The following is a 23,702-nucleotide window of genomic DNA, read 5'->3' on the forward strand; positions in this document are numbered from 1 at the left end:
CGGACCCGGTTCGTCCGCTGGTTCGATTCTTGTGATTGTTCGGAATTGCTGTTTGGCGCTAGACGGCCTGCTCTTGACCAAGAGTCGACTGGATGAGCGATCCGCGGATCACCGGCGCCCCAGCGATTCCCGCGTCGATTGCGAAGAGGTCTCCGACCATCTCGTCACCTTCGATCTCGCGGAACGCGGTGACGTACAGCGTGGTGCCCTCGAAGCTGAGCGACATCGGGTGGATGCCGTCACCCAAGGGGATCTCACGGATCGACGAACCGTCGGGCGCGACCACGTCGACCGTCGATGAACCGAATGATGCGACCCACAGCGACCCGTCGGCGCTGAACCGAAGGGCATGGGGTACATGCCCCTCCGGGAGCTGGTAGTACAGCGAGACGGATCCGTCGGGATCGCGTCGCATGATCCTGTCGCGATAGGACTCGCCCCAGTAGACCGCCCCGTCAGCGTCTCCGACGATTCCGCAGGGAAAGTCCGGGCCTGTCTCCACGACGACCGATGCTGTCCCGTCCGGGTCGATCGCGATGATCGCGCCAGGCTCGGTGCGCTCCTCCTCATCCCAACGCCAGATGTTCGAATCGGTGAACCAGAGCCGGCCGTCTGCACCCCAGCAGATGTCGTGAGGAGCGATCAGCGGACGTCCCTCCACCTCGGTGAGCACGGTGTGCGGCAGGGTCGTGCCGAGGTGAAGGATCTGGATGCACGGGTCGATCGCATCAGGAGCTGTCCAGAAGTCCCCGATGTGGCCGCCGGTGTGAGCGAGGTAGGCGTTCTCATCGCGACCCATCACCAGGCCGATCGGCCCCGATGATGTGCGGGCGACGACGAGCTTCCCGTTTCCTGGTGACCAGGTGATCAGGTCGCCGTTGTTGACGTCGACACAGACGAGGGAGCCGTCCTCGAGCGTGTCGGCGCCTTGCGGCATCTCTGCGAAGTCAGTCGAGAGCACTGTAACCGCGGCGTCGCGTTCAGCTGTCATGGGTGTGCCTTTCTTGTTCAGGGAGAAGACCCTCGTAGGTCGGGGCGCCGGTCGTCGAGGTCGAGAGTCGGACGATCCGCCCGGGGCGGATCCCGTTGACATCGGTGTCCTCGGTGCCGAAGTCGACCACGTCGAGGAGTCCGTCGTGCCACAGGAAGTTGATCGGTACCCCACCGGTGCTGATGGTCTCGACCGGGGTGCCATCGCGTTCGAGCACGTCGATGCCGCCCGCTTCGAAGTTGGCGACCCAGAGCCGGCCGCGGGCGTCGAGCTTGATCGCCTCCGGCGTGTGGCCCTCGTCGAGTGTGGTGATGATCTCGGTCGCGCCCCCGGGAAGAATCCTTCCGATCCGGCGCGTGTAGGACTCGACCCAGACCATCGACCCGTCCGCTTCTGCGGCGATCCCGTTCGGGAACACGTTGCCCGGCTCGTGAGCGACATGCGCGCGTCCGGCACGGTCGAAGCGGTAGATGCGGCCCGGATCGGCACGCTCATCCGGATCCCAGTGTCCGGAGTCTGTCATCCAGAGCCGGCCTTCCGTGTCCCAGACGAGTGAGTTCGGGGCGATGAAGGGGATGCCGTCCGCTTCGGTCGCGAGGGTCTCCACGTGTGCGCCGTCGGAGGAGACCCGCTGGAGCGAGGGTGGAACGCGGCGAGGAGCTCTGCGATTCACGCCGTCCGATCCGCTCTGGGCGACGTAGAGCCGCCCGTCGGAACCGAACAGGCACCCGTACGGCCGGCCTCCTGTCACAGCGAACGTCGCCAGCAGGCCATCGGGGTAGTGGACGGCGACCCGTCCGGTGTCGGCCTCCACGAAGAGGATCCCGCCGTCGTCGAGCATGATCGGTGATTCCGGATGCCATAACCGGTCGACGATCGTCTGGGCTTGCGTGGCCTGGGTCATAACGAGATCCTCAGGATTCGGCCGCCCATCTGGGCGACGGCGGGGTCGAGCTCTTCGTCGAACGGACCGAGGTCGGTGACGAACAGGTCGGTCTCGGACAGGGCGCAGTTCAGCGGCAAACCGCCCGTGCGGATGAAGTCGAGATCTCGTCCGAAGCGATCGAGGACCGCGATCCCCTCGGTGAAGAGCCCTGCGACCCAGAGGGTTCCCTCCGGCCCGGACTTGATGCACTCCGGGACGTGGTCTCCGGGCAGCGTCCTGATCAGCTGAGGTGCTTCGCCCGGGTACTTCCGGTAGAGGCGATTCGTGTAGCACTCGGCCCAGACCACCGCGCCGTCCCGTTCGACAGCCACTCCGCTCGGGTACACGTTGCCCAACTCGGCGACAGTCTCGACGTCGCCGTTCACTCGGCGCCGGATGATACGGCCCGGCTCGCTACGATCCTCCGGGTCCCAAGTGCCGGAATCGGTCATGTAGATCGAGCCGTCCGCTCCGCGGGCGAGGTCATGCGGTGCGAGGAAGGGCACGCCTCCGGACTGGGTGGCGACGACCTCGATCTCGAGGTCGGGAGTGAGCCGTGAAAGAGAGGGCGTTCGGGAGTGGGCCGACCTCCACTGCCCGGCCTGGCCGCCGTTCTGAGTGAACCAGATGCTTCCATCGGGATCCGCCGACACAGCGTTGGGGCCGCCCCCGACGCGAGCGACTGTACTGAGTTCACCATTGGGGGCCAGTTTGCGGATCGCCCCCGTGTAGGTCTCTGCGAAGATCAGGGAGCCGTCCTGCAGCAGGTCCGGACCTTGGGGGTGACCCAAGCCGTCCGCAAGGACGTCCACGGTGTAGAGGCTCACGAGAGCCACAGGTCCGCGTACCGGTACAGGCCCGTCCCGGAGATGTCCGGGAGCAGACCGCCGAGCTTGGTCGTGTGGCCGTCGAACGCGTCGTAGAAGCCGGCGATGATCAGCCCGCCGCGGTCGTACTGGATCTCTTGCATCCGATGCTGGATGGCCTTGCGTTTGGCGGGGTCGGTCTGCGCCGACGCCTGAAGGTAGAGGGAGTCGAACTCCGGGTCCTTGAAATGGGTGTAGTTGTTGACCGAGACCGGCGCGTCGAGCTGTTGCGCGGTGTAGAGGTAGCTGCCCGGCGACAGGATGTTCGGCGAGAACGTGTAGCTGCCGAGGTTGGGGCCGTTGAACGTCGTGCTGTCCAGCTTGTTCACGCTGATGTTCACGCCGGCCTTCTTGGCCTGCGCGGCGAACAGCTGCGAGAGCGAGAGTACTCCCGCGCCGAGATCGGTGGTGGTCAGAGTCAACGCCAGGTTCTCCGCTCCGGCCTGCTTCAGGAGGTGCTTCGCCTTGTCGAGGTCCTGGTGCCGCTGCGGAAGATCCTTCGCGTAGAAGGGGTCGCTCGGCGCGTAAAGGTCGTTCGCGAGCCGGGCGTGGCCCGCGTACGCTCCCGCATTCAGAGCCGGTCGGTCGGCGATCAGCTTGAACGCCTGCCGCACACGTACGTCGTCGAACGGTTTCTGATCGACGCGCATCTGGAGGGGGATGAAGCTGTTCGTTGGCTGGTGCAGATACGTGACGCCCGAGCGGTTGTCGAGCAGCTTCACCAACGTGAAGTCGACCGTGTCGGCGCCGGAGATCTGGCCCGACAGCAGGGCGTTCACCCGGGCGTTCTCGTCGTTGAACCCCACGATGCTGAGCTCGTCCAGGTACGGCTTGCCCGGGAGCCAATAGTTGGGGTTTCGCGAGAAGTCCGACCGGATGCCCGGTTGGAAATTCTTCGAGATGAACGGGCCGGTACCGATCGGCTTGGCCTCCGTGTAGTCGGCGGGAACGATCGCCACGGCGCTGAGCATCTCCGGGAAGTCGACCGCTGCGCGCGTCAGCTTGATCTTGACGGTGCGATCGTCGACTTTGGACGAGTTGGCCAGGTCGACGATCGACATGATGCCGGCGGCGCTTGCACCCGTTTTCGGGTCCAGCGTCATCTGTAGCGTTGCGAGGACATCGTCGGCGGTCAGAGTCTTGCCGTTGTGGAACTCCACCCCGGAGCGGATCCGGATGGTCCACTCGTCCGCGGTGCTGTTCGTGCTGAACTCGTCGGCGAGCCGCTTCTGGACCACATAGTTGTGATCGGGATAGAACAGGGTGTCGTACTGCGCCATCCATCGCCCGTAGTCGGGGACGGAGTAGAAGAGGAACGCGCTGAGGGTGTCCGAGGAGCCGCCACCCGAGATGCCGTGGGTGAAGTGCCCGCCCCGCCGAGGAGTTCCCGTAGCGGCGTTCGTCGGGGTCACCAGTCCTCGTGGAGTGCATGCGGCCAGGGCTGCGGCGCTGGCGATCGCCAGCCCGCCGGCCGCGGCGCCGACGAGGAGATTCCTTCGTGAGATCGTCATGTCAGTCCGTTCTGTGGTGCCTTCTGGATAGGTCAGCGGCGGGTGGGTAGCGTGCGGAACAGCGAGGGTGTGTCTGCGAGGAGCCGGCGCGTGTAGTCGGCTCGAGGAGAATCCAGGACCGCGTCGACGCTGCCCGTCTCGACCACACGACCGTCCTTGAGCACGACGACATCGTTTGCGATCTCGCGCACCACCGCGAGGTTGTGGGTGACGAAGAGCATGCTCAGCTTCTCCTCGTCCCGAAGCCTGTCGAGAAGCGAGAGGATGACGGCCTGAACCGACACGTCCAGAGCGCTCGTCACCTCGTCGCAGATCAGCATTCGCGGTTCACACGCGATGGCCCGGGCGATGGCAGCCCGCTGGCGTTCGCCGCCGGAGAGCTCGCGAGGACGGCGATCGACGAGCGAAGCGGACAGCGCCACCTTTTCGAACGCCTCCAGGGCTTTCTCCCGTGCTGCAGCACCACGCAGACCGAAGAACTGCTGAATCGGCACCAGGACGCTGTCCATGACGCTGAGGCGCGGATTGAGAGCGCGGTCCGCGCTTTGGAAGATGTATTGGATCTCGCGTCGTTCGGATGCGATTCTCGCCCGGACCTTCGTCGCGAGCTTCTCGCCGCCGAACTCGATATCCCCCGACCAGTTGGAGTTCAAACCCACGATCGACCGCGACAGCGTCGATTTTCCTGACCCGGATTCACCGACGAGGGCCACACACGACCCCGACGTGACGCGCAGATCCACTTCGAACAGCACCTGCTTAGTTCCGTACCACGCGTCGACGCCTCGGATCTCCAGGACTGCGGGAGCACCGTCCGTGGCCTCCCGCGTCGACGTCAGCAGCCGGCGGCCAGCGATGTCGGGGATCGCGCCCAGCAGCCGCTTGGTGTAGTCGTGTGCGGGCTGACCGAAGAGCTCGACGGAATCGCGGTCTTCGACTACGTCTCCCTCTTCGAGGACGATGACGCGATCGGCGAGCTCACGCACGACGGAGAGGTCATGGGTGACATACAGAGCGACGACCTGGTTGCTGTGGCACAGCGTACGGACGGTCTCCAGCACCTTCGACTGCGTCGAGACGTCGAGGCCGGTGGTGATCTCATCGAGTACGACCACCGAAGGGCGCACGAGGAAGGCCAAGGCGATGATCACGCGCTGTAACTGCCCGCCTGAGAGCTGGTGCGGGTACTTGCGGAGGAATTCCTTGCTGGATGGCAGGTTGACGTCCGCGAGAACCGTGCTGATCCGTTCGGTCAGCTGTTCGCGGTCGAGGTCGGCGAGGTGCGTTTGGCCGAGCTCCTCGAAGTGGCGTCCGATGCGCCGGGTCGGGCTGAGTGCTGAGGCGGGGTCTTGGGAGACGAACGCGACCTCCGACCCCCGGAGCGCCCGCAGCTCGCGGTCCGAAAGATCGAAGATGTTCCTGCCCCGAATGCGGATCTCGCCGCCGGTGACCTGCGCACCCGGGCGAAGGTGTCCGAGCACGGTGGTGCCGATGGTGGTCTTGCCGCTGCCGGATTCACCGACGAGTGCGACGATCTCGCCGGCGTCGGCCGTCAGTGAGACTCCGTGCAGGATCTCCCTGCCCGAGAGGAGTTCGACTCGGAGGTCGTCGATTTCCAGGACGGCGCTCATCAAGACTCCTTGTCGGTGCGGGCGGTCTGCGGCGGCCGGAAGCCGGTTCTGCGGATCAGGCCGGGAGCCCGGCCTGTGCGAACGCCGGAGACGCTGCGGCTGACACCCTCGCCGAGGGTGTTCGTCGCCAGGGTGAAGAGGGCGATCATCAGCACGGGAGCCAGCGCAGCCCACGGCTGAAGGGTGAGCCCGGAACGGTTCTCGTTGACCATCAGTCCCCAGTCCGCGAGCGGGGCCTGGACACCGAACCCCAGAAAGCTCAGCCCTGCGATAGCGCCGATCGACCAGGTGAGAACGGCGCCGGTCTGCACGATGAGCGGGGTGGCGATGTTGGGGAGGACGTCCCGCAGCAGGATGCGCCACCGGGGTACTCCCATCATCTCGACCGCCTCGACGTACTCCTGCGTGACCGTGTCGAGCGTCACACTGCGTACCAGACGGCCGACGACCGGACTCCAGCCGATCGCGACCAGCACGACGATGAGGAACTGACTCTGGCCGAGGAGTGAGACGAAGAGCAGCACGAACACGATCGAGGGGAACGCGAGCAGGACGTCCATGATCCACACGATGACGGCGTCGACCCGTCCCGACGAGTAGCCGGCGATCAGACCGAGAACGGCACCGAGGAGGACGCCGATGAGAGTCGCTGCCGCTGACATCCAGACGACAGTGAAGCCGCCTGCCAGAACGCGCGAGTAGACGTCGGCGCCGAGGTAGTCGGTCCCGAGGATGGAGCCGGCGCCTGGGGCTTGGAAGGGGCCCCCGACGATCTCGGTCGGATCGTGCGGGGCGATGAAGGGGCCGACGACCGCGACGAGCACGATGAGGAGTGTGCCGATCGACCCGATGACGAACTGGAGGTTCAGCCATCGCGGCCGCTGCCGGCCGCTCGGAGGAGGGGTCACGACCTCGGTGTAGGAGGTGACGGGAGGGGCTTCTCGAGCAGCCATGTTCAGCTCCGTGTTCTCAGCTTCGGCGTGAGCAGAACTGTCACCACGTCGGCCAGCAGGTTGAAGAGGACCACGCCGGCAGCGAAGACGAGCGTGACCGCTTGGATCACGGGGAGGTCGCGCTGCGCGACCGCAGCGTTGAGGGCTCCACCGAGTCCCGGATAGTTGAAGACGTACTCGACGACCACGACTCCGCCGAGCAGGTAGCCGAGCATCATCGCGGTCCCCTGCGCTGCCGGTACCACCGCGTTCGGCACGGCGTGGCGCCAGATCACCGTGCGCTCCGGCAACCCACGAAGCCGAGCCATCGAGACGTAATCGGAATCGAGGATGTCGATCATCGATGCGCGCACCAGACGTGCCAGGAATGGCACAGTCGCCAGCAGAAGGGTGATGACCGGAAGAGCCATCAGCTCGGGATGCTGGAACGGCGAGTCGCCGGTCGGAATGATCGACGCCGCAGGGAAGAGGGTGAAGACGGCGGTCGAGAGCAAGAGGAGCACGAAAGAACCGATGACGAAGTCCGGCAACGCCATCATGGCGAGGAAGCTGCCGTTCACGACTTGGTCGGTCGCCCCGTCGCGGCGGATCGCGAGGACGATTCCGACGACGATGGAGATGATGATCATCAGCACGGCGACGATGAGCATGAGCGACAACGAGTTCGTCAGCCGTACACCCAACAGGTCGCTCACCGGCCCCCGGCTGGCGAGCGAGGTGCCGAAGTCGCCGCGCACCACCCCGAAGAGCCAGTCGCCGTACTGCACGATCGCGGGCCGGTTCAGGCCGAGCGTCTCGCGCAGCGCCTCCACCCGCTCAGGTGTCGCGTACTTTCCGAGGATCGCGCGCGCGGGATCGGAGGGCAGGAGCTGCGTGGCCATGAATACGATGACCGAGACGACCCAGAGCACGAGGACACCCAGCCCGAGTCGCCGGAGGACCCAGTTCCAGGACGCTCCTCTGCGTCGGCTCGTCCGTTTGATCATGGGCGCTGCGGCGATCGTCGTCTCTGCCATGAGGTACTCGCTCTCTCCGCCTAGCGGTCGAGCGCTTCGACGACATCGGCGGTGGTAGCCACGTCGCACAGCATCGAGAGACCGTGCGCGAGCGCCCCCTCGTGCCACTCCGCGCTGACGGAGCTCAGCGCGTCCGAGGCGAGCACGACACGGTAGCCGAGGTCGGCGGCGTAACGCGCGGTGCTCTCGACGGAGAGGTTGGTGTAGGTCCCGGTGAGGATGAGGCTGTCGATCGCTCCTGCGCGCAGAGTGAGTTCGAGGTCGGTTCCGGTGAACGCGCTGACACGTTGTTTGTGCACGACGATCTCGCCGTCGAGCGGCTCGAGCCCAGGTACGACGTCCATGCCGTCGGCGCCGTCCTGCAGGTCGTCGTATTCGGCCAGCTCCTTGAAGAGCGGAGTGATCATGCCCCCGGGGCGGATGCCCGTCGCGCTCTTGTGGTGGACGTGGATCACTTCGGCGCCGGTCGCTCTGGCTGTGGAGAGAAGGGCGACGATGTGGCTCACCTGATCCTGCTCCGCGAGGTGTTCGGCGACGGGGCCGTCGCTGACGACGCTTTGGTGCATGTCGAGCACGAGAAGCGCAGTGCTGGCCGGGTTGAGGGGTTCGAGCGACATAGGGCTTCCTTCGGGGGTCGTGAAAGGTGGTACGGCGTCAGCCGTAGTAGTGGTTCATCGCGGACTGGCCGCCATCGATCGGGATGGTGGTGCCCGCGAGGAATGCCGGCGCCTCCGACACCAGGTACCGGATCACCTCAGCGACCTCCGCCGGATCTGCAGCGCGGGAAAGCGGATTGAGGCGGCGCATGAAACCCGCGTCCACGTCGTCGATGAACACATCGTTCATGGGCGTTCTGATCCAGCCCGGGGCGACCGCATTCGCGACGATCCCATCCAGTGCCAGATCCACGGTGAGTCCGCGGGCCAGCGAATGCAGCGCAGCCTTCGCCGCGCTGTAGTGCGGCAGCCCGGCGTCGCTGATGATCCCGCTCACCGATCCGACGAGGACGATGCGGCCCTGTCCTTGCGCTCGCATGTGGGGGACGACGGCCATGCTGGCCAGGGCCGCCCCGGTGACCACGACGTCGAACATCGTCCGCCACGCGTCAGGAGTCATCTCGGCGAACGGTCGGACGTCGAGGATGCCGGCGTTGCTCACCAGGGCATTGATGCGACCAAACGACTCGACGGTCGAGGCGACTAGATCGCGCACCGAGGACTCGACCGAGATGTCCGTCGGCACCGCGGCGACCTCTGCGCCATCGACGGCGGCGTCGCGCAGCCGTTCCGCCGCATCCCAGAGCAGGTCGGCTCGGCGACCGGCGATGACGGTCGTCCATCCTTGACCGACGAGCGCTTCGGCCGTGGCATAGCCGATTCCTGTGCCTCCACCCGTGACGATCGCCACCGGCGCGCCGCTCGTATTCATTCGGTGCCTTCCGCCGAGTCCGCAGTTCTGTTGGACGACACTAAATTCGCGACAGCGTCGATCGTTTGTCTTTCTCGACCCTGGGTTTGACTCTCGGTGTCCTTGCCGTTTCAGCCAGCCGGCGACGGCCCGCTCCGCCGTATTTCCCGATCGTTTCGTTTCTGTGAAGCCTCTGTTTCAGCGGTGAACGCCCTAGTCGCCACGTGCAAGACTCATGTCCGCAACCGCACGATGCGCGAAAAAGGGGCCCGGCGGCTGTAGCGTCGCGTTAGCCTCCCTCCGAGGACGGGCGACGACGCCCGCCGAAGGGAAAGTGGCACATGTTCATCTCCACTCAGGGTCTGGATGCGGCTTCCGGACGCGACACTTGGCGAGACCTCCTCTCTAATGCCTTCGTTCCGATGCAGGCCGTTCTGCCGGAACATGAGACTTTCCAGGGCGAGATCCTCGAGCATTCGCTCGGCGGGACGTTCATCTCTTCAGTTTCGGCGGGCGCGCACGTGGCTCGACGAACCTCGGCGCATGTCGCGTCCGCGGAGAACGAGTATCTGAAGCTCAGCACCCCGCTCACCGGCATGTGCCGCGTCGAGCAGGAGGGGAAGCAGGTTCTGCTCAACCCGGGTGATCTGACGGTGTACGACACCAACCGGCCGTTCACGCTCTCCTTCGATGGACCGTCGAAGATGCTCGTGATGATGTTCCCGCCGCAGGCCCTCAATCTCTCGCGCGATCTGCTCCCGGACGTGCTCCTCGAGCATTACTCGGGGACGACCGGGATCGGGACTCTGGTCTCGCCGCTTCTAAACAATCTGGTGCGGCACTTCGACGAGATCGACCCGAGCAGCAATAGCAGACTCGCGAGCAACGTTCTCGACCTGGTCGCGATCTTGTTCGCCGAGCGCCTTCAGGTGCCGGTGATGCGCAGCCCTAACCAGACCCTCATCGTTCGGGCGCACGATCTCATCGAGCGCAACCTGGACGATGCCGAGCTTGGTCCCGAGCTCGTTGCCGCCACCATTCATATCTCGGTGAGCTATCTCCACAAGCTTTTCAAACAGGATGGTCGCTCGGTGAGCAGGTACATCCTGGAGCGTCGCCTTGAGCGGTGTCGACGCGACTTGGTCGACCCGGTGCATCACATGGTTCCGGTGGGGTCGATCGGCGCCCGTTGGGGGTTCCCGGACGCAGCGCGGTTCAGCCGCGTCTTCAAGGCCGCCTATGGAATCTCACCACGCGACTACCGGCTGGCCCACTGACGCCAGGTCAGACCCTCCGGAGTCGCCAGCGACGTCTGATGACCGCTATCACAACGATCAGCATAACGGCTACGGCCGCGAGGGCAGCAGCCTGCACACCTGTCAGATACGCATTCTGGAGTTCGGCGCGGCTGCCCAGGAGGCCAGGATCTAGGAGGGCCTCGGCTAGGCCAGCACGGGCATGCGCCCGCTCCGACGCGGTGGATCGCAGCGTCGAGCTTCCCGTCCCGATCCATCGATACACGGCAAGCGCCACACTGCCCAGGACGCTGGTTCCCAGCGCGCCGCCCAGTTCGCCACCAGTCTCAGATACTCCGGATGCGACGCCGGCGGCATCCGATGGGACGCTTCCGAGAACAGCGTCCACTGTGACGACGGAGATCACGCCGAACCCGAACGATTGCAGCGAATAGGCAGACGAGATCAACCATGCGGTGCCGTCGACTCGAACGAGCAGGAGCAGTAGTACTCCAGCGACGACCCCGACGGCGCCGACGAGGATGTGCGCTTCGAGTGTCCAACGCTCTCGCACGCGCGAAGCGAGGCTCGTTCCGATGATCAGCGCGAACGCGGCAGGGATCATCAGACCCGCCGACTGCAATGGGCCGTAGCCCATCACCAGCTCAAAGATCTGCGGGATGAAGAACCCGACTCCCAGAACCGCGAACACAGTAGCCGAGTTCACTCCGACACCGAATCGAAGAAGTGGATGCCGCAGAAGGCGGAGGTCCACCAAGGGCACCGCCAACCGTCGTTGACGCCGGACCAGGATCCAGAGGGAGCTGAGGGCCACCATCGACGTCGGAACGTACACTGGCCAGCTGCCGGGGTCCGCGAAGACCTGCTTGATGCTGAACAGGATGGCGATTCCGCCCACGATCAGAAGCAGCACGCTCGCCGCATCCACTGGCCTTGCGGTGCCCCGGACGACGACCCGGAACGAGGTCATGACCATCAGGACCACAACGAGCATCACTGGCACATTGACCAGGAACACCGCTCCCCACCACATGTTCGCAAGAAGGACCCCCGCCAGAAGAGGACCGGCTATCCCTCCGCCGGCGAACCCTGCCGACCACGCGGCCAGCGCGCGCGTGCGTTCCCGTCCCGCGGGGAAGGATTGCCGCACTAAGGCGAGGGTCGCCGGCATGAGGGTCGCTCCGACGCACCCGAGCAGTCCCCGCGAGGCGATCAGCAACTCCCCGGACGGCGAGAACGCACTCGCGGCGGAGACCAGCGCGAACGCGAAGCATCCCCAGACGAGAGTCCGCCTCGCCCCGATGCTGTCGACCAGCGATCCGGCCGGTACGAGGAGCGCCGCGATGAACAAACCGTAGGTGTCGACCACCCAGAGCTGTTGAACGCCGTCCAGGCCAAGTGATGTTGAGATCTTTGGCAGTGCGAGATTCAGCACCGAGAAGTCCATCGACACCACGATCGAAGGCAACGTGATCGCGGCTATCATCGCCCCGCGGCGATGATACCTGCCCGAGACTGCAACGAGAAAGCCCACGGTTGCATCGTGTCGCGGATACGTCGAGCGTTCTGTCAACGGGAGCGGTACTGCCCGGAGGGACAAGACACCTGAGCCCCAGAGCCAAGACGATGCCCAGCCGCGCAGCGAGCTTGTATTTTCGCGCAGACTGCCGCTTCGGTCATTGACCGGGCGCGATCGGTCTGAGGAGACTCCCCTCACCCGGTGTGTGTGCCGTGTACCCCGACTCGTCGCATCGCATCCGCGTCTCATGTCCCATTCGCTCGACATCGGAAAGGATGCGCCATGCGTCTGCCGTTCAACCCTGCCACACGAATCGACATCTCCCTGCTCATTGTGAGGCTCGGCTTGCTCGTGGACTTCGTCGTCCACGGATCCCAGAAACTCTTCGGCGCCTTCGGCGGAGGTGGTGTCTCGGGAACCGGGGCGTTCCTCGCTTCCATCGGCGCGAACCCTGGCCCGCTATGGGCGGTCGTGGTTGGCTTGGTCGAGTTCGTCGGCGCGCTCTGTGTTGGCGTCGGCCTCTTCACCCGCATCGCGGCGGCGGCCATTGCGATCGACATGTTCACCGCGATAGTCATGTACAACTGGCCGCACGGATTCTTTGCCGAGACGGCGACGGGCGGCTGGGAGATCAACATGCTCATCATCGCGATGTGCCTCGCTCTCGCATTCGCTGGAGCCGGCGCTTATTCACTCGACGCTCCGATCGCCCGGCGACGGGGGAGCCGAAGCGCAGCAGTCGTCAGCGACTAGCCGGAAAGTGATTCGTGTGTGAATAGTCGGGCGAGAAGGGGATTCCGACCTTACCGCAACCAACGGACGGATTATCGGGACATGGCAGACTCAGTTGGACGCGAGCTCACGCGCGCCTTCTATGACCTGTTCAGCTCGGAACGGCCGGATCGTGTCGATAATATTTTGGGCGCCGGGTGGACAAACCACCCGGCGGACGAGGGTCGGTCTCCGGACGTCTCGGGGTTCCTCGACGGAATCCAGGATCTTCGCACCGCGCTGAACGCTCTCCGGGTCGACATCGAAGAGACGGTGGAGCAGGGCTCCCTCATCGTGTGTCGGATACGCGTCACGGGTCGCTTCGTCGGGCCTTTCGCGGGCGTCCCCCCAACCGGGCGTGAAGGCAGCTTCTCCGCGATGGACATGCACCGCCTCCACGCGGGCCGAATCGTCGAGACGTGGCATTACGAGCACACCGAGCAGCTGGCCGACGAATAGACGATCCGACGCGACGAGTACCGGTGTCATACGGTCTCCTCGACCGGTCCCACAGTCTCCACTGAGCCGGGCCCCACTTGCCTCCTTTTCACCTCGAGTCGCAGGCTGGCGATATTGGTCAACACCCAAAGCCCACGCGCACACCTGGCTGAGCTCCGGCGCCGGACCGGCCGTTGTCGTCGCTATGTGGTCGGTTGTTCTGCACAACCAAACCGCTGCGGGGGTCGTCGAGCCAACCACACCGTTCAGCCCGCCCTGCACTTCGGGGCCAGACCGTGCATCGCTGATGAGTTTTGCTCTTCTCCCTTCCCGGTCCCGACGACGCTCTCGCTACATGCCTTCTTTGTCAGCTGAGCGTTGTGCGGCCCGCTGGGGCGGGACTGAGGAGCCGGCGGTCGGCGAATCTCGGTGAAGAATGGGCTATCGCTCGGACCGTCGTGGAAACAGGTCGACTCCGAGTCCGTCTTCCAGCAGGGTGATTGTGACGATATCGGGCCACACGTCGCCATTCAGGATTCGAACGATCTGTCCGTGGTCGAGCTGGCAGAGTTCAGCGACGTCACGCATCGTGAACCCTTCGATTGCCTCCCGCAGGTTCGATGCGAACTGCCGTGCGGCATGGGCCGGGCCAATCAGTCGCTCGTCGAGGGGCTTGTCGGGCACTTTCTCCCATTTCGCATCGTCGATCCGTGACGACGGTGAGCGCGGCCAATCGTCAACGATCTCACGAGGTCGCTGACGTTTGAGCCGAGGCATACGTCGAGCGTAGACGAGTGGCGGGGATCCGGGCAGCGCAACGCGAGTTGCAACTCCCCATCTGGTGCAACTAAACACCAGTATGAGTGAGCTGCGATCCGATGTCAACTGCGTGAGACCACTTCGCCGCCCCGAGACGAACGCATCTGGCGCGAGTGCGTGTTGCGGTGCTACATTGCACCACACTCGGGCGCTGAGTTTCCGTCGGCGTCACCGGAGGGTGTGTGATTGTGCCCTTGATCAGCACAATCTTCTCATCGATGCCCGTCCCCGATTGAGCGCCCAACCACCGATAATCCACTCGCATAGAACCTCTGTAACCACCCCAGAGGAGATGTCATGCCAGGAAAGAACAAGCAGGTCTATAAGGCCATCCAGCCCATCGAGCCACGGACTCGCAACCTCGTGTTATGGCTGGACAAACACGGAACCAAGCACACCGAACCCGCTGGGCCAGCAATTGTCCACCAGCCCTTCGAGCTCAACCGCCGTGCCCGCGAGCCCGTGCACTACAGGGGCCAGCGTCACCGACCCGGCCTTTACTGGTTCGCGCAGCTGAACCGGCACGTCTGGCACGAGTCAATGCTCGAGAAGTGGGCTCTCGTCTTCCTGGACTTCCTCAGCCCCGTCGAAGCCGTAATCCCGCAACCGTGCCTCGTGCAGTTCGAGGACGGAACCCACCACTGGCCGGACTACTTCGTCCTCCACGCCGACGGAACCCGCGCCATCCTCGACGTCCACTTCGACGGTCTCATCAACGACCGCGTCCGACGGCAGTTCGAGAACACCAAGAGAGTGTGCGACTCCATCGGATGGAAGTACGAGACCTTCACCGGCGTCGACCAGGTGCTTCTCAAGAACGTCCTCCTGCTCAGCCTCTACCGGCATCCGCGCTGGGCGCCACCGCCCGAGGACGCGGCCGAACTCCTGAGAACAGCACCCGGGCTCACCCTCACGGACCTCCTCGACAGACGCAACCCCATCGCGCCCGTCGTCACCACGTCCCAGCTGTACCACCTGCTTTGGACGGGCCAACTTGCCGCCGACCTCACCAAACCCCTCAACGACGCCACCACCCTCCAGAAAGGCATCTGATGCGCCACCTCGACCCCAACGCCACCCTCCGCCTCACCGACGGTGACTTCACCATCACCGAAATCGCCGGCAGCATGTACACCCTCCGCAACATCAACACCGGCGAGTACCGCAACATCCACATCAGCGACATCGTCCCCAGGCTCACCGAGCCGGCGCCCCGCGTCGCCTCCGACCCGAGGCAGTTGGAGAACATCCCCGACGATGACCGCGACGAACTACTGTTCTGGGGCGGTCACCTCAACGAGATGAACACCGGACGGAAAGACCTGTCCGAGACGGACGCTCCGGTCAACCCGAACTACGACCCAGGCACGGTGAAGCTCGAGCAGAGAGTTGAGCGAAAGTCCGAAGAGCTCACTGCCCTCGGCCGGAAAGTGTCGCCCTCAACGCTGTACCGGAAGCGGAAGAAGTACCTGGACGGCGGCCTCGCCGCCCTCATCGACAACCGCAGCATCCGAACTGAGAGCCCGCTCGACAAGGCCGACGAACGCTGGGTCGCGGCTCTTCGACAGGTCATCGCCGAAGCGGCCAACGAGTCCACCCGGACGGCAGCCGGTCTCCTCGCCATCGCCCGCCGCCGGCTGAAAGAGCAGTACCCGGGCCAGGTCATCGCTGTCGGCTCCCGCGCCACCCAGTACCGCCAGTTCAACTACATCGCTAACGGAAAGTACACCACCGGAACGAGTAAGCGACGTCAGGAACGTATCGCCACCCCGCGCAGACCGTTCGGAGACACCCGGAAGTACGCGCCCGGTCAGGTCGTCGAAATCGACAGCACCACCCTCGACGCGCCGGTGCTTGACGAGGAAGGGAACGTGCAGCGTCCCATCCTCACCATCATGGTCGACGTCTGCACGGGCAGCATCGTCGCACACTCTTTCCGGCTCGTGGCCGCAACCAGCATGGACCACGCTTTCCTGCTCGCCCAGGCGATGACCCCGCGCCGGCTGCGACCTGGAGCCAACCAGGCATGGCGGATGATGGCGCGGCGCTTCCCGTGGGCCGAGCTGGTGAGCTTCGAGGAGCGGAACAAGCTCGACGAACAGAGGCCGTTCATCGTTCCCGCAGCCATCACCGTGGACCACGGGACGGACTACACCGGAACGACGTTCGAATCGGCCTGCGCCAAATTCGGAGTCGACCTTCTCTACGCCGCCCCCGCCACCGGGACGGACAAGCCGCACGTCGAGCGGGCATTCCGCACCATCAAGGACGGCTTCGTGCAGTACATCGCCGCGTTTACCGGCGGTTCGCCGGACAACCGCGGGCGCATGGACGGCAAGTATCCCCTGCTGGACCTCATCACGCTGGACCTGCTGTTCGACGAGTGGGTGGCCCGGGTGTACCAGAACCGTCCGAGCGACTCGCTCATCGACCCGTTCCACCCCAGCGTCAGCCTGTCACCCAACGAGATGTACGCAGCGTGCTTCAACTTGAAAGGCAAGCCCCCTGTGCCCATCGACACCATCGACTACATCGAGCTGCTCCCCACGTACGAGCGCACCGTCACCGCGAACGGCATCCAGTACAACAACCGGTTCTACGACTCGCTCGGTCTGCACAAGCTTCGCATCGCCCCCAAGAAGGTGGATGTGAACGGCCGGCCGGACAACAAGGTCGAGTTCCGCGCCAACCCCTACGACGTGCGCGCCATCTGGGTCCGAGACCCCGACGGTGGCTGGATTGAAGCCATCTGGCGCCACGACGGGGTCACCTCCGAACCGCACTCGACGGCCATTGCCGCCGAAGCGCGACGCATCGTCGCCGCCTCGGACACCCGACGTGACGACCACTACTACGAGGACCTGACGCTCGAAATCCTCAGCCAGACGGACGCGTCCATCACCGCCCAGTCCAAGGCCCGAACCCGCGCCGCAGCAGCCCTCAAGCTCGCCGAAGCCGCAGGCACCCCCTTCCACACCCCCGCCCTCACCGCAGCTGCACCGACCGCCGCTGACCCCGCCACCCCCGATGACCTCAACCCCGACGAGGTCCCCTACTTCGAAGGAGAAGAGCTGTGAGCTCCCTATTCCGAGACGACATCGACACGCCCCACATCACGACGCTAGACGGACTCCGACACTCCCTCAGCACCAGTATCGTCAAGCCGGCTCTCCCGACCGTGGACGAATACCGGAACCTGACCCCGTTCGCCCGAACTCAGTTCGACGAGGCGCGCGCCCGTTACTCCACGGGTGGCTTTCGGGTGAAGACCCCCCTCGGTGAGGAGACCGTCAAACTATTCCGACAGACGCTCCGAGCGAACCTCTACGCACCGAACCGGACCGGGCTAATGATCGACGGCGCCGGCCACATGGGCAAGACCACCCTCTGCCAGTACTTGATGGACTGGACGTATCGAAAGTACATCTCGGATTTCCCGAACAGCGCCGAGGATGGCACCGTCCCCATCGTCTACGTCGAAGCACGCCCGCGGTCCAACGGCAAATCCCTGATGAGAGCGCTCTGCGACTTCTTCGGCCGGCCGGTACCCAACCGGTACAACACCGACCAGCTCACGGCTGAGGTCATCGACCTGCTCCGCAAGGCGAAGACCCAGCTGGTCGTCATCGACGAGTTCCAGAACATCGCAGCGAAGAACCCTGGCAACGGCGAGACCGTCGACTACATCAAGGAACTCACCAACGAGGTGAAGGCGACGTTCATCATCTCCGGCATCCACGTCCTAAGGAGCGAAATCCTCGCGGGTGCACGCGGCAACCAACTCAGCAGCCGATTCATCCGACAGGAGATAACTCCGTACACGCTCGCAAACGAGGACGAGAAGCTCCGGTGGCAGCAGCTCCTCCTGGGGTTCGAGCGTGAACTGCCGCTCCTCGCGCAGAAGCCGAAGAGCATCCTCGCCCACGCGGACGAACTCCACCGAGCCACCAAGGGCTCCATCGGGGCGCTCAGCAAGCTCCTTGCTCGCACGACAGTCGACCTCATCTACGACGCCGAACCCGACGCGGAGCTCTTCACCAAGGGCATGTTCCTCGGACAGCGCCGCGACGTCACATCAGAATCCATCAACTACCTCGGAGGCACCCATGCAGCATGACACCTTCACCCGCCGGCTCCGCCCGTACATCTTCCCGGTCCGCCCGCGGCACTTGGAGACCTTCGCGAGTTTCGAGTCCCGAATCACCGCGGCCAACTTCGAAAACCGCAGCCACAGACACATCATTCTTAAGGAGCTCCGGCCCGAGCTCCCCGGCAGGTTGCCGGCGGAGTTATGGAAGGAGATCGTTGTTGCACGTGCACGACTACGCCTGGACCACTTCGCTGTGAGCGACGCGGTGGAGCTGAGCCACTCCGACGGCAGCGTCTGCAACGGCTGCCGTGTCGGGGTCGGCGAACAGTGGATGTGCCGGCTCTGCGCGCATGGGGCGGAGGTCAAGCTGCGACCCCACTTGGAGCAGCTGGTCTGCACGCGTCACCGTCTCTGGGTGGGTTCGGGTACCCGCCCGGCCGACCAGTTCACGGTCAGCGACGAGTACCTGGCGGCGGAGCGAACGTTCCAGAAGCTACGCCGGAAGGGCTGGGCGTCAGCGGCCACCCTATGGGAGTTGGTGCACGTCATCGACCCGACCCTCGCAGACGAAGCCGAACACCACATCATGCCCCCGCAGCCGTTCCCCGCCGCGATGCGGCTGTGGGCTGTCCTGGCCACTGTGGACTTCCAGCGCAGCTTCTTCGACCCGTGCCAGACCTACGCTGAAGCGTTCGAGTACCTGCGCGAGGTACTGGGCGGGCTCGGCGATGCCGGGTTGGTACGCCGGGTTTGGCACTATCTGAGGCCGACCGCACTGACGATCCGGGAGTGGGTCCTCGCAGGAGGTGAATTCCGACCGCACTGGGAACATGACTTCCGCATCAACCCGGTCGTCGTCACCATGTGGAAGATCCCGATGCGCCCGCTCGAGCCGTTCCACCGGTACCTGGCGGCCAGTGATGTCACAGAGGTCACTGCTGAGAACTGGCGTGAAGTGCTCACGCATCGAAATCCAGGTCACGCCCTCAAGTTCTTCCACGCACGCGCCGCGCTCCCGGCCATCTGCGTCAACGGGCATCGCATCTCGATGAGCGCGCTGAAAGGGGTCGGCACGAGGACAAACTTCCAATGCGCGTACTGCACTCGCCGCATCGCAGTCCCAGGCGAGACCGACATCACCATGACCCACCCCGAGCGAGCATCGTGGTTCGACCAGGACGCTAACGGCACCGCCTCACCCACCGAGTACGTCTCGACAAGCGCCCGAAAGCTTGCCTGGGTCTGCCCCGAAGGGCACAAGTACACCCGCTCAGTCGCCGCACAGTGCACCTCGAAGCGCCCATGCACCGTCTGCTTCAACTGGGATTTCGACCCCGACGTGAACTCCGTGGCGGTGAAGGCTCCACAGCTCGTCGCCGAATGGCATCCGACGCTGAATGACCGCACCCCTCGGGAAGTTAAGGCGTGCACCACCGAGTACGCCTGGTTTCAATGTACTAACGGTCATCCGCCTTACCGAGGCAACATCGGCGCACGGATGAACGGCACGAAATGCCGGGTGTGCTCCCTTGAAACAGGCGTCATGAAGCGGGCCCAGCGCATCGCCGAAGTCCGTCCCGAACTGGAAGCAGAATGGGATCCTGCTCTCAACGATGGCCTCGCCTTCGCGGACTTGCTCGGCTCCGTTCGACAGATTCGAACCTGGCGTTGCACGAACGGCCACCTCACCTACAAGAGCACCTACCGCCGTCTTCAAGCGGGCTGCGGATACTGCAGCGGACACAACTCAAGCGCGGACAGCAACGCGGTCACGCGCTTTCCCCTCATCATGAGCGAGTTCGACGAGGTCGAGAACCGCATCCCAGCCGCGAAGGCCCGTGTCGACGCGAAGTACTTCTGGCGGTGTGAAGCGAACGGCCACCTGACCGTATCGAAACTCCACAATCGACGGCTGACTCGCGGGTGCGCCCGGTGTCCGAAAGACCTACGCATCGCGAACGGGCTGGAGAAAGGAACCTTCTGACTGGTGTGAGCCGGTGGCGGCACTCGCCACCGGCTCCCTCATTCAGACAGCATCGTCTGTGCGGCGATCGAAGTCTGCCGGAAGCGGTCATTCCGGATCGCGTCCACCGGGGTGGCATACCCGAGAAGCGGATTAGCGCTGATGAACCAGTTTCGGGCGGCGTCCTCACCATATGTGCGGGAGATTTCCAACCACTGCAGGTGAGCGAACAGAAGGCGCCTGATCGAATCATCCTTCGGTTGCGTTCCGTCGGGTCGTGCCCACCTGTAGCTGCTTTTCGAGTCTTTGCTCCCAGCCAGGTCTGCGACAACAGCCGCCCCGAGCACATCGTTGAGTCGTCCTACGATCGCGCGAACATCGGATCGCACGACTTCTGCGTGCGCACGCCGGGTGGATGGTTTTACAGTCATGGCTCCTCCAATCGGTGACACCGTCTGGGTCAACGGGAGCTCTATGCGCGGCGCGAGAAACTGGTTGGTTGCTGGGTAGCTCCCACGTTGCGAGGACCGGTTCGCGTGGCGGCCGACGTCAGGCATGTGAGCCTGTTGACCGGGTTCGCCTGTTATCGGCTGACTAACCCTGGGGTCGACCGTCGCAGAACGGCGTGCCCTTCGAGCACCACGGTGCGACCGTCTGACTCGGGATACTCCGCCAACGCGAACGCTTCCTCGGCGGCTTCGGTCCACGGCAGGTGCATACTGCTCATCGGCGGGTCAATGTCGCGAAGGGCCGGAATGTCGTCGCAGCCCGCGAGAGCGATGTCGGCTCCGATCGTAAGCCCTGCCTCGCGCATTCTTACCGCTGCGCCGATCGCCATCGCATCATTGACGCAGAAGACGGCGTTGATGCCATCCCGTCGACGCAGCAGCTCTCCTACCGCGCGGTAACCACCGTCGTGGGTGAACTCCTGCCAGATGACTCGGTCGGGAGTGAATGGGAGCCCCTCCTCAAGAACCGCTTCCCGGAAGCCGGCAACCCGGTGCTTAGACAGCAGCCCTGGTGCGGTGCCGGCGATGACTGCGAACTCGGTGTACCCGACCTCGATGAGGGCACGCGCCATGTCACCGCCTGCCCGATGATCGTCCATGACGACGCTGTCGAGGTTTGTGCCGCGCACTCCGATGAGCACGACGCGGCTACCTTCGCGTTCGGCCCAGTTGAGTTCTTCGATGAGTTCGGCCATCCCGGGGCTATCGGCTGGTTCGGTTCCCACAACGAAGATGACGGACGGGCGTTGACCGCGCAGCTGCCTCACAACCTGCCGGGTTTTGTCGACGTCTGTCAGCGCGGAGATGCCGGTGCTGACCAAGAGGTCGCGGTTGCCTGCGGAACGGAACAGCCCGGCGGTGACCGGGTTTTGGTAATCCTCGGGGATGGTCGAAACAACCAGGCCAATCGATTTCGATCGACCGAGGGCGGTTGCTTGGGCAGCGAGGTTGGTGGCGTAGCCGAGTGCTTGCGCGGCAGCTCGAACGCGTGCCTGCGTGGCTGCCCCCACCTTGGCCGGTTTGCCGTTGAGGGTCCGGGACGCGGTCGATACGGATACGCCGGCCTCGCGAGCGACGTCCTCGAGGGTCACCGTCCGTGGCGAGGACATTCGCGCTCCGTTCCGAGGTTCTGCAGTCACCTCTTTACGTTTCTCACTTTAGAGCGCCGAGAGTGACGCCGGTGCGCCAGTAGCGCTGCATAGCGATCATGACGATGGCCAGCGGGATCACGGAGATCAGCGCCCCAGTGATGGTCAACGCGGTGCGGTCGACGAAGGAATCGTTCTTGTCGACGAACCAGCTGTACAAGCCGACCGCGAGTGTCCATTTGTCCGATCCGCGCAGCATCGTCAATGGCAGGAAGAAGTTGTTCCAGTTGCTGACGAACAACAGGATGAACACGGTTGCCGCGCCGGTCCGCATCATCGGGAGAACGATCTGGAAGAAGGTTCGAATCTCGCTTGCGCCGTCGAGACGTGCGGCCTCGAGCAGTTCATCTGGGACGACACCGTCGATGTAGACCTTGGACAGGTAAACACCGAATGGTGAGATGAAAAGCGGGATGAGGACCGCCCACATGCTGTCCACCAGACCCAATTGGGAGAACAACAGGAAGAGGGGGACAGTGATGAGGGTGCTAGGGACGAGGAAGGAGCCGATCACAATTCCGAGACCGACGCCTCTTCCCGGGTAGTGGAACTTGGAGAGGGAGTAGCCGGCCGCGAGGGAGACGAGCGTGCAGACGGCAGCCCCGCCACCGGCGTAGAGGAGGGTGTTGCCGAGCCAGCGGAAGAAGATGCCGTTCTCGTAGGTGAAAAGCTGTTCGAGGTTCTTGAGCAGGTTGAAGTTACCGAACCAGAGACCGTTCGTGTTGTAGAGGTCGCGGCGGTCCTTCGTTGAGTTGACGATCAGCCACCACACAGGGGCAAGCGAGTAGATCGCGAACAGAACCAGACCTGCGGCGGCGACGAACTGCTCCCGATCGCGGCGTCGCTTGGGTTTGGCCCGCTGTGCCGGCGCTGCGTCCGGAGTCACGGGGCGGGCAGGACGGTCGGCGACGGCTGTCATGCTTTCGCCTTTCTATTCGTGAGCTTGAAGAAGGCGAAGGAGCACAAACCGATCACGGCCGCGAGGATGACGGAAAGCGCGGCGGCGTAGTTGTAGTTGTTGCTCGTGAACGCTTGGAAGTAGATCGACATGATCGGGGTGAAGTCTTTGGTCACCGTCTGCGGGGATGCGCCGCGGAACAGCAGCGGTTCGTTGAAGATCTGCAGCATTCCGATGATGGAGATCAGTCCGGTGAGGACGAGCGTTCCGCGCACATTCGGGATCTTGATGGACCAAGCGATTCGGAATGCGCCGGCACCGTCGACGCGGGCCGCCTCGAGGATGGATCGGTCGATTCCTCGCAGGGCGCTGTAGATGATGAGCATGTTGAAGCCGAGCACCATCCACACGATGAGGTTGCCGATCGAGACCCACAACAGTTGCGGGCTGAAGAAGTTGATGTCCAACCCCACGAGGTTGCCTGCGGCGGTGAACGGACCGACGCGAGGGCTGTAGAGGTACACCCAGATCAGCGCGGCGACGATCGCGGGGACCATGTAGGGGACGAGGAGGAAGAACCGGAAGATGCCGCTGCGCCGTTCTTTTGTCACTGCGTCCAGCAGCAGCGCCGCGGTTAGGGACAGGCCGAGTGAGATCGGAATCTGGATGAGGGCGAAGATCCCCACCCGAACCATCGATGCCCAGAACCCGCTGTCCTGGAAGGCCCGGATGTAGTTGGAGAACCCGGCGAACACTGTGGACGAGTCGCCCAGACCCAGGCCGCCGGACGATTGCACGGTGAAGAGGCTCTGCACTACTGCGTAGACGATCGGGATGACGAACACGAACGCGAAACCGAGGAAGAAGGGCAGAGCGAACAGTGCGCCATTGCGGTTCTGGGCGCCGCGCCAGGCGGCCCGCGGCGGACGGGGGGAACGTCCGCCGCGGGAGCTGGCGCGTCTTGTTGGTGTGACGCTAGTTGTCATGATCT

General features: G+C 64.3%; 21 protein-coding genes. 7 read left to right on the forward strand and 14 right to left on the reverse strand.

The window, feature by feature from the left end:
• Positions 1-58: 58 nt before the first annotated feature.
• The 9 genes from F1C12_RS09920 to F1C12_RS09960 are packed head-to-tail and all read right to left on the reverse strand — an operon-like array spanning position 59 to position 9,300.
• Entirely contained in the window at positions 59-991 is a 933-nt protein-coding gene (locus F1C12_RS09920) for an SMP-30/gluconolactonase/LRE family protein (RefSeq protein ID WP_185278568.1), read from the reverse strand.
• A complete protein-coding gene (locus F1C12_RS09925; RefSeq protein WP_185278569.1) occupies positions 981-1,895 on the reverse strand; it encodes an SMP-30/gluconolactonase/LRE family protein in 915 nt (304 codons plus the stop codon). The genes F1C12_RS09920 and F1C12_RS09925 overlap by 11 nt, the downstream gene beginning before the upstream one ends.
• A complete protein-coding gene (locus F1C12_RS09930; RefSeq protein ID WP_185278570.1) occupies positions 1,892-2,752 on the reverse strand; it encodes an SMP-30/gluconolactonase/LRE family protein in 861 nt (286 codons plus the stop codon). The genes F1C12_RS09925 and F1C12_RS09930 overlap by 4 nt, the downstream gene beginning before the upstream one ends.
• A complete protein-coding gene (locus F1C12_RS09935) occupies positions 2,740-4,293 on the reverse strand; it encodes an ABC transporter substrate-binding protein (protein WP_185278571.1) in 1,554 nt (517 codons plus the stop codon). The genes F1C12_RS09930 and F1C12_RS09935 overlap by 13 nt, the downstream gene beginning before the upstream one ends.
• A 32-nt stretch (positions 4,294-4,325) precedes the next feature.
• The gene (locus F1C12_RS09940) at positions 4,326-5,924 is read right to left on the reverse strand and encodes an ABC transporter ATP-binding protein (protein ID WP_185278572.1); all 1,599 of its coding nucleotides are present in this window, start codon (positions 5,922-5,924) and stop codon (positions 4,326-4,328) included.
• Positions 5,924-6,877, reverse strand: coding sequence for an ABC transporter permease (locus tag F1C12_RS09945; RefSeq protein WP_185278573.1), 954 nt, complete (start codon positions 6,875-6,877; stop codon positions 5,924-5,926). Before F1C12_RS09945 ends, F1C12_RS09940 begins: the two co-directional genes overlap by 1 nt.
• Before the next feature lie 2 nt (positions 6,878-6,879).
• Positions 6,880-7,893, reverse strand: coding sequence for an ABC transporter permease (locus tag F1C12_RS09950; RefSeq protein ID WP_219732701.1), 1,014 nt, complete (start codon positions 7,891-7,893; stop codon positions 6,880-6,882).
• A 20-nt stretch (positions 7,894-7,913) separates the two neighbouring features.
• Positions 7,914-8,510 (reverse strand): cysteine hydrolase family protein, encoded by a 597-nt coding sequence (locus F1C12_RS09955; protein WP_185278574.1) that lies wholly within the window; start codon positions 8,508-8,510, stop codon positions 7,914-7,916.
• 37 nt (positions 8,511-8,547) lie between these two features.
• Positions 8,548-9,300 (reverse strand): SDR family NAD(P)-dependent oxidoreductase, encoded by a 753-nt coding sequence (locus F1C12_RS09960; protein WP_185278575.1) that lies wholly within the window; start codon positions 9,298-9,300, stop codon positions 8,548-8,550.
• A gap of 341 nt (positions 9,301-9,641) precedes the next feature.
• Here F1C12_RS09960 and F1C12_RS09965 point away from each other — a divergent pair, with 341 nt between their 5' ends.
• Complete coding sequence (locus F1C12_RS09965; RefSeq protein ID WP_185278576.1) at positions 9,642-10,577, forward strand: AraC-like ligand-binding domain-containing protein; 936 nt, start codon at positions 9,642-9,644, stop codon at positions 10,575-10,577.
• Between the two features lie 7 nt (positions 10,578-10,584).
• Here the strand turns inward: F1C12_RS09965 and F1C12_RS09970 are convergent, their stop codons facing one another.
• Positions 10,585-12,090: an MFS transporter gene (locus F1C12_RS09970; protein WP_185278577.1), complete on the reverse strand. Its 1,506-nt coding sequence runs from the start codon at positions 12,088-12,090 to the stop codon at positions 10,585-10,587.
• A gap of 267 nt (positions 12,091-12,357) precedes the next feature.
• Here F1C12_RS09970 and F1C12_RS09975 point away from each other — a divergent pair, with 267 nt between their 5' ends.
• Together F1C12_RS09975 and F1C12_RS09980 are read left to right on the forward strand one after the other, a co-directional pair.
• Positions 12,358-12,828 carry a DoxX family protein gene (locus tag F1C12_RS09975; RefSeq protein ID WP_185278578.1) on the forward strand — a complete coding sequence of 157 codons (471 nt, stop codon included), beginning with the start codon at positions 12,358-12,360 and terminating at the stop codon, positions 12,826-12,828.
• Positions 12,829-12,909: 81 nt separating this feature from the next.
• A complete protein-coding gene (locus F1C12_RS09980) occupies positions 12,910-13,305 on the forward strand; it encodes an ester cyclase (protein ID WP_185278579.1) in 396 nt (131 codons plus the stop codon).
• Between the two features lie 420 nt (positions 13,306-13,725).
• Here the strand turns inward: F1C12_RS09980 and F1C12_RS09985 are convergent, their stop codons facing one another.
• Positions 13,726-14,061: a helix-turn-helix domain-containing protein gene (locus F1C12_RS09985; RefSeq protein ID WP_185278580.1), complete on the reverse strand. Its 336-nt coding sequence runs from the start codon at positions 14,059-14,061 to the stop codon at positions 13,726-13,728.
• Positions 14,062-14,400: 339 nt separating this feature from the next.
• Here F1C12_RS09985 and F1C12_RS09990 point away from each other — a divergent pair, with 339 nt between their 5' ends.
• From F1C12_RS09990 to F1C12_RS10005, 4 genes are read left to right on the forward strand one after another with little or no spacing between them, the layout of a single operon-like run.
• Complete coding sequence (locus F1C12_RS09990; RefSeq protein ID WP_185278581.1) at positions 14,401-15,156, forward strand: TnsA-like heteromeric transposase endonuclease subunit; 756 nt, start codon at positions 14,401-14,403, stop codon at positions 15,154-15,156.
• Positions 15,156-17,180 carry a Mu transposase C-terminal domain-containing protein gene (locus F1C12_RS09995; RefSeq protein ID WP_185278582.1) on the forward strand — a complete coding sequence of 675 codons (2,025 nt, stop codon included), beginning with the start codon at positions 15,156-15,158 and terminating at the stop codon, positions 17,178-17,180. The genes F1C12_RS09990 and F1C12_RS09995 overlap by 1 nt, the downstream gene beginning before the upstream one ends.
• Entirely contained in the window at positions 17,177-18,220 is a 1,044-nt protein-coding gene (locus F1C12_RS10000; RefSeq protein WP_185278583.1) for a TniB family NTP-binding protein, read from the forward strand. Before F1C12_RS09995 ends, F1C12_RS10000 begins: the two co-directional genes overlap by 4 nt.
• Positions 18,210-20,177, forward strand: coding sequence for a zinc-ribbon domain-containing protein (locus F1C12_RS10005; RefSeq protein WP_185278584.1), 1,968 nt, complete (start codon positions 18,210-18,212; stop codon positions 20,175-20,177). The genes F1C12_RS10000 and F1C12_RS10005 overlap by 11 nt, the downstream gene beginning before the upstream one ends.
• A 562-nt stretch (positions 20,178-20,739) precedes the next feature.
• On the opposite strand, the gene F1C12_RS10010 is transcribed toward F1C12_RS10005, so the two are convergent.
• The 3 genes from F1C12_RS10010 to F1C12_RS10020 all read right to left on the reverse strand — a co-directional run bounded on the left by F1C12_RS10010 (position 20,740) and on the right by F1C12_RS10020 (position 23,697).
• Positions 20,740-21,756, reverse strand: a complete 1,017-nt coding sequence (locus F1C12_RS10010; RefSeq protein ID WP_185278585.1) for a LacI family DNA-binding transcriptional regulator — start codon at positions 21,754-21,756, stop codon at positions 20,740-20,742.
• A gap of 61 nt (positions 21,757-21,817) precedes the next feature.
• The gene (locus F1C12_RS10015; protein WP_185278586.1) at positions 21,818-22,732 is read right to left on the reverse strand and encodes a carbohydrate ABC transporter permease; all 915 of its coding nucleotides are present in this window, start codon (positions 22,730-22,732) and stop codon (positions 21,818-21,820) included.
• Complete coding sequence (locus F1C12_RS10020; RefSeq protein ID WP_185278587.1) at positions 22,729-23,697, reverse strand: carbohydrate ABC transporter permease; 969 nt, start codon at positions 23,695-23,697, stop codon at positions 22,729-22,731. Before F1C12_RS10020 ends, F1C12_RS10015 begins: the two co-directional genes overlap by 4 nt.
• Between the last annotated feature and the right edge of the window lie 5 nt (positions 23,698-23,702).

The sequence above is a fragment of the Leifsonia shinshuensis genome (genome assembly GCF_014217625.1).
Lineage (GTDB): Bacteria > Actinomycetota > Actinomycetes > Actinomycetales > Microbacteriaceae > Leifsonia > Leifsonia shinshuensis_A.

Coding starts and splice junctions, on each gene's coding strand:
- F1C12_RS09940 (WP_185278572.1), bottom strand. CDS start 5,924: ATGAGCGCCGTCCTGGAAATCGACGACCTCCGAGTCGAACTCCTCTCG.
- F1C12_RS09955 (WP_185278574.1), bottom strand. CDS start 8,510: ATGTCGCTCGAACCCCTCAACCCGGCCAGCACTGCGCTTCTCGTGCTC.
- F1C12_RS09980 (WP_185278579.1), top strand. CDS start 12,910: ATGGCAGACTCAGTTGGACGCGAGCTCACGCGCGCCTTCTATGACCTG.
- F1C12_RS09935 (WP_185278571.1), bottom strand. CDS start 4,293: ATGACGATCTCACGAAGGAATCTCCTCGTCGGCGCCGCGGCCGGCGGG.
- F1C12_RS09950 (WP_219732701.1), bottom strand. CDS start 7,893: ATGGCAGAGACGACGATCGCCGCAGCGCCCATGATCAAACGGACGAGC.
- F1C12_RS09985 (WP_185278580.1), bottom strand. CDS start 14,061: ATGCCTCGGCTCAAACGTCAGCGACCTCGTGAGATCGTTGACGATTGG.
- F1C12_RS09920 (WP_185278568.1), bottom strand. CDS start 991: ATGACAGCTGAACGCGACGCCGCGGTTACAGTGCTCTCGACTGACTTC.
- F1C12_RS10020 (WP_185278587.1), bottom strand. CDS start 23,697: ATGACAACTAGCGTCACACCAACAAGACGCGCCAGCTCCCGCGGCGGA.
- F1C12_RS09945 (WP_185278573.1), bottom strand. CDS start 6,877: ATGGCTGCTCGAGAAGCCCCTCCCGTCACCTCCTACACCGAGGTCGTG.
- F1C12_RS09925 (WP_185278569.1), bottom strand. CDS start 1,895: ATGACCCAGGCCACGCAAGCCCAGACGATCGTCGACCGGTTATGGCAT.
- F1C12_RS10005 (WP_185278584.1), top strand. CDS start 18,210: ATGCAGCATGACACCTTCACCCGCCGGCTCCGCCCGTACATCTTCCCG.
- F1C12_RS10015 (WP_185278586.1), bottom strand. CDS start 22,732: ATGACAGCCGTCGCCGACCGTCCTGCCCGCCCCGTGACTCCGGACGCA.
- F1C12_RS09975 (WP_185278578.1), top strand. CDS start 12,358: ATGCGTCTGCCGTTCAACCCTGCCACACGAATCGACATCTCCCTGCTC.
- F1C12_RS09965 (WP_185278576.1), top strand. CDS start 9,642: ATGTTCATCTCCACTCAGGGTCTGGATGCGGCTTCCGGACGCGACACT.
- F1C12_RS09990 (WP_185278581.1), top strand. CDS start 14,401: ATGCCAGGAAAGAACAAGCAGGTCTATAAGGCCATCCAGCCCATCGAG.
- F1C12_RS09995 (WP_185278582.1), top strand. CDS start 15,156: ATGCGCCACCTCGACCCCAACGCCACCCTCCGCCTCACCGACGGTGAC.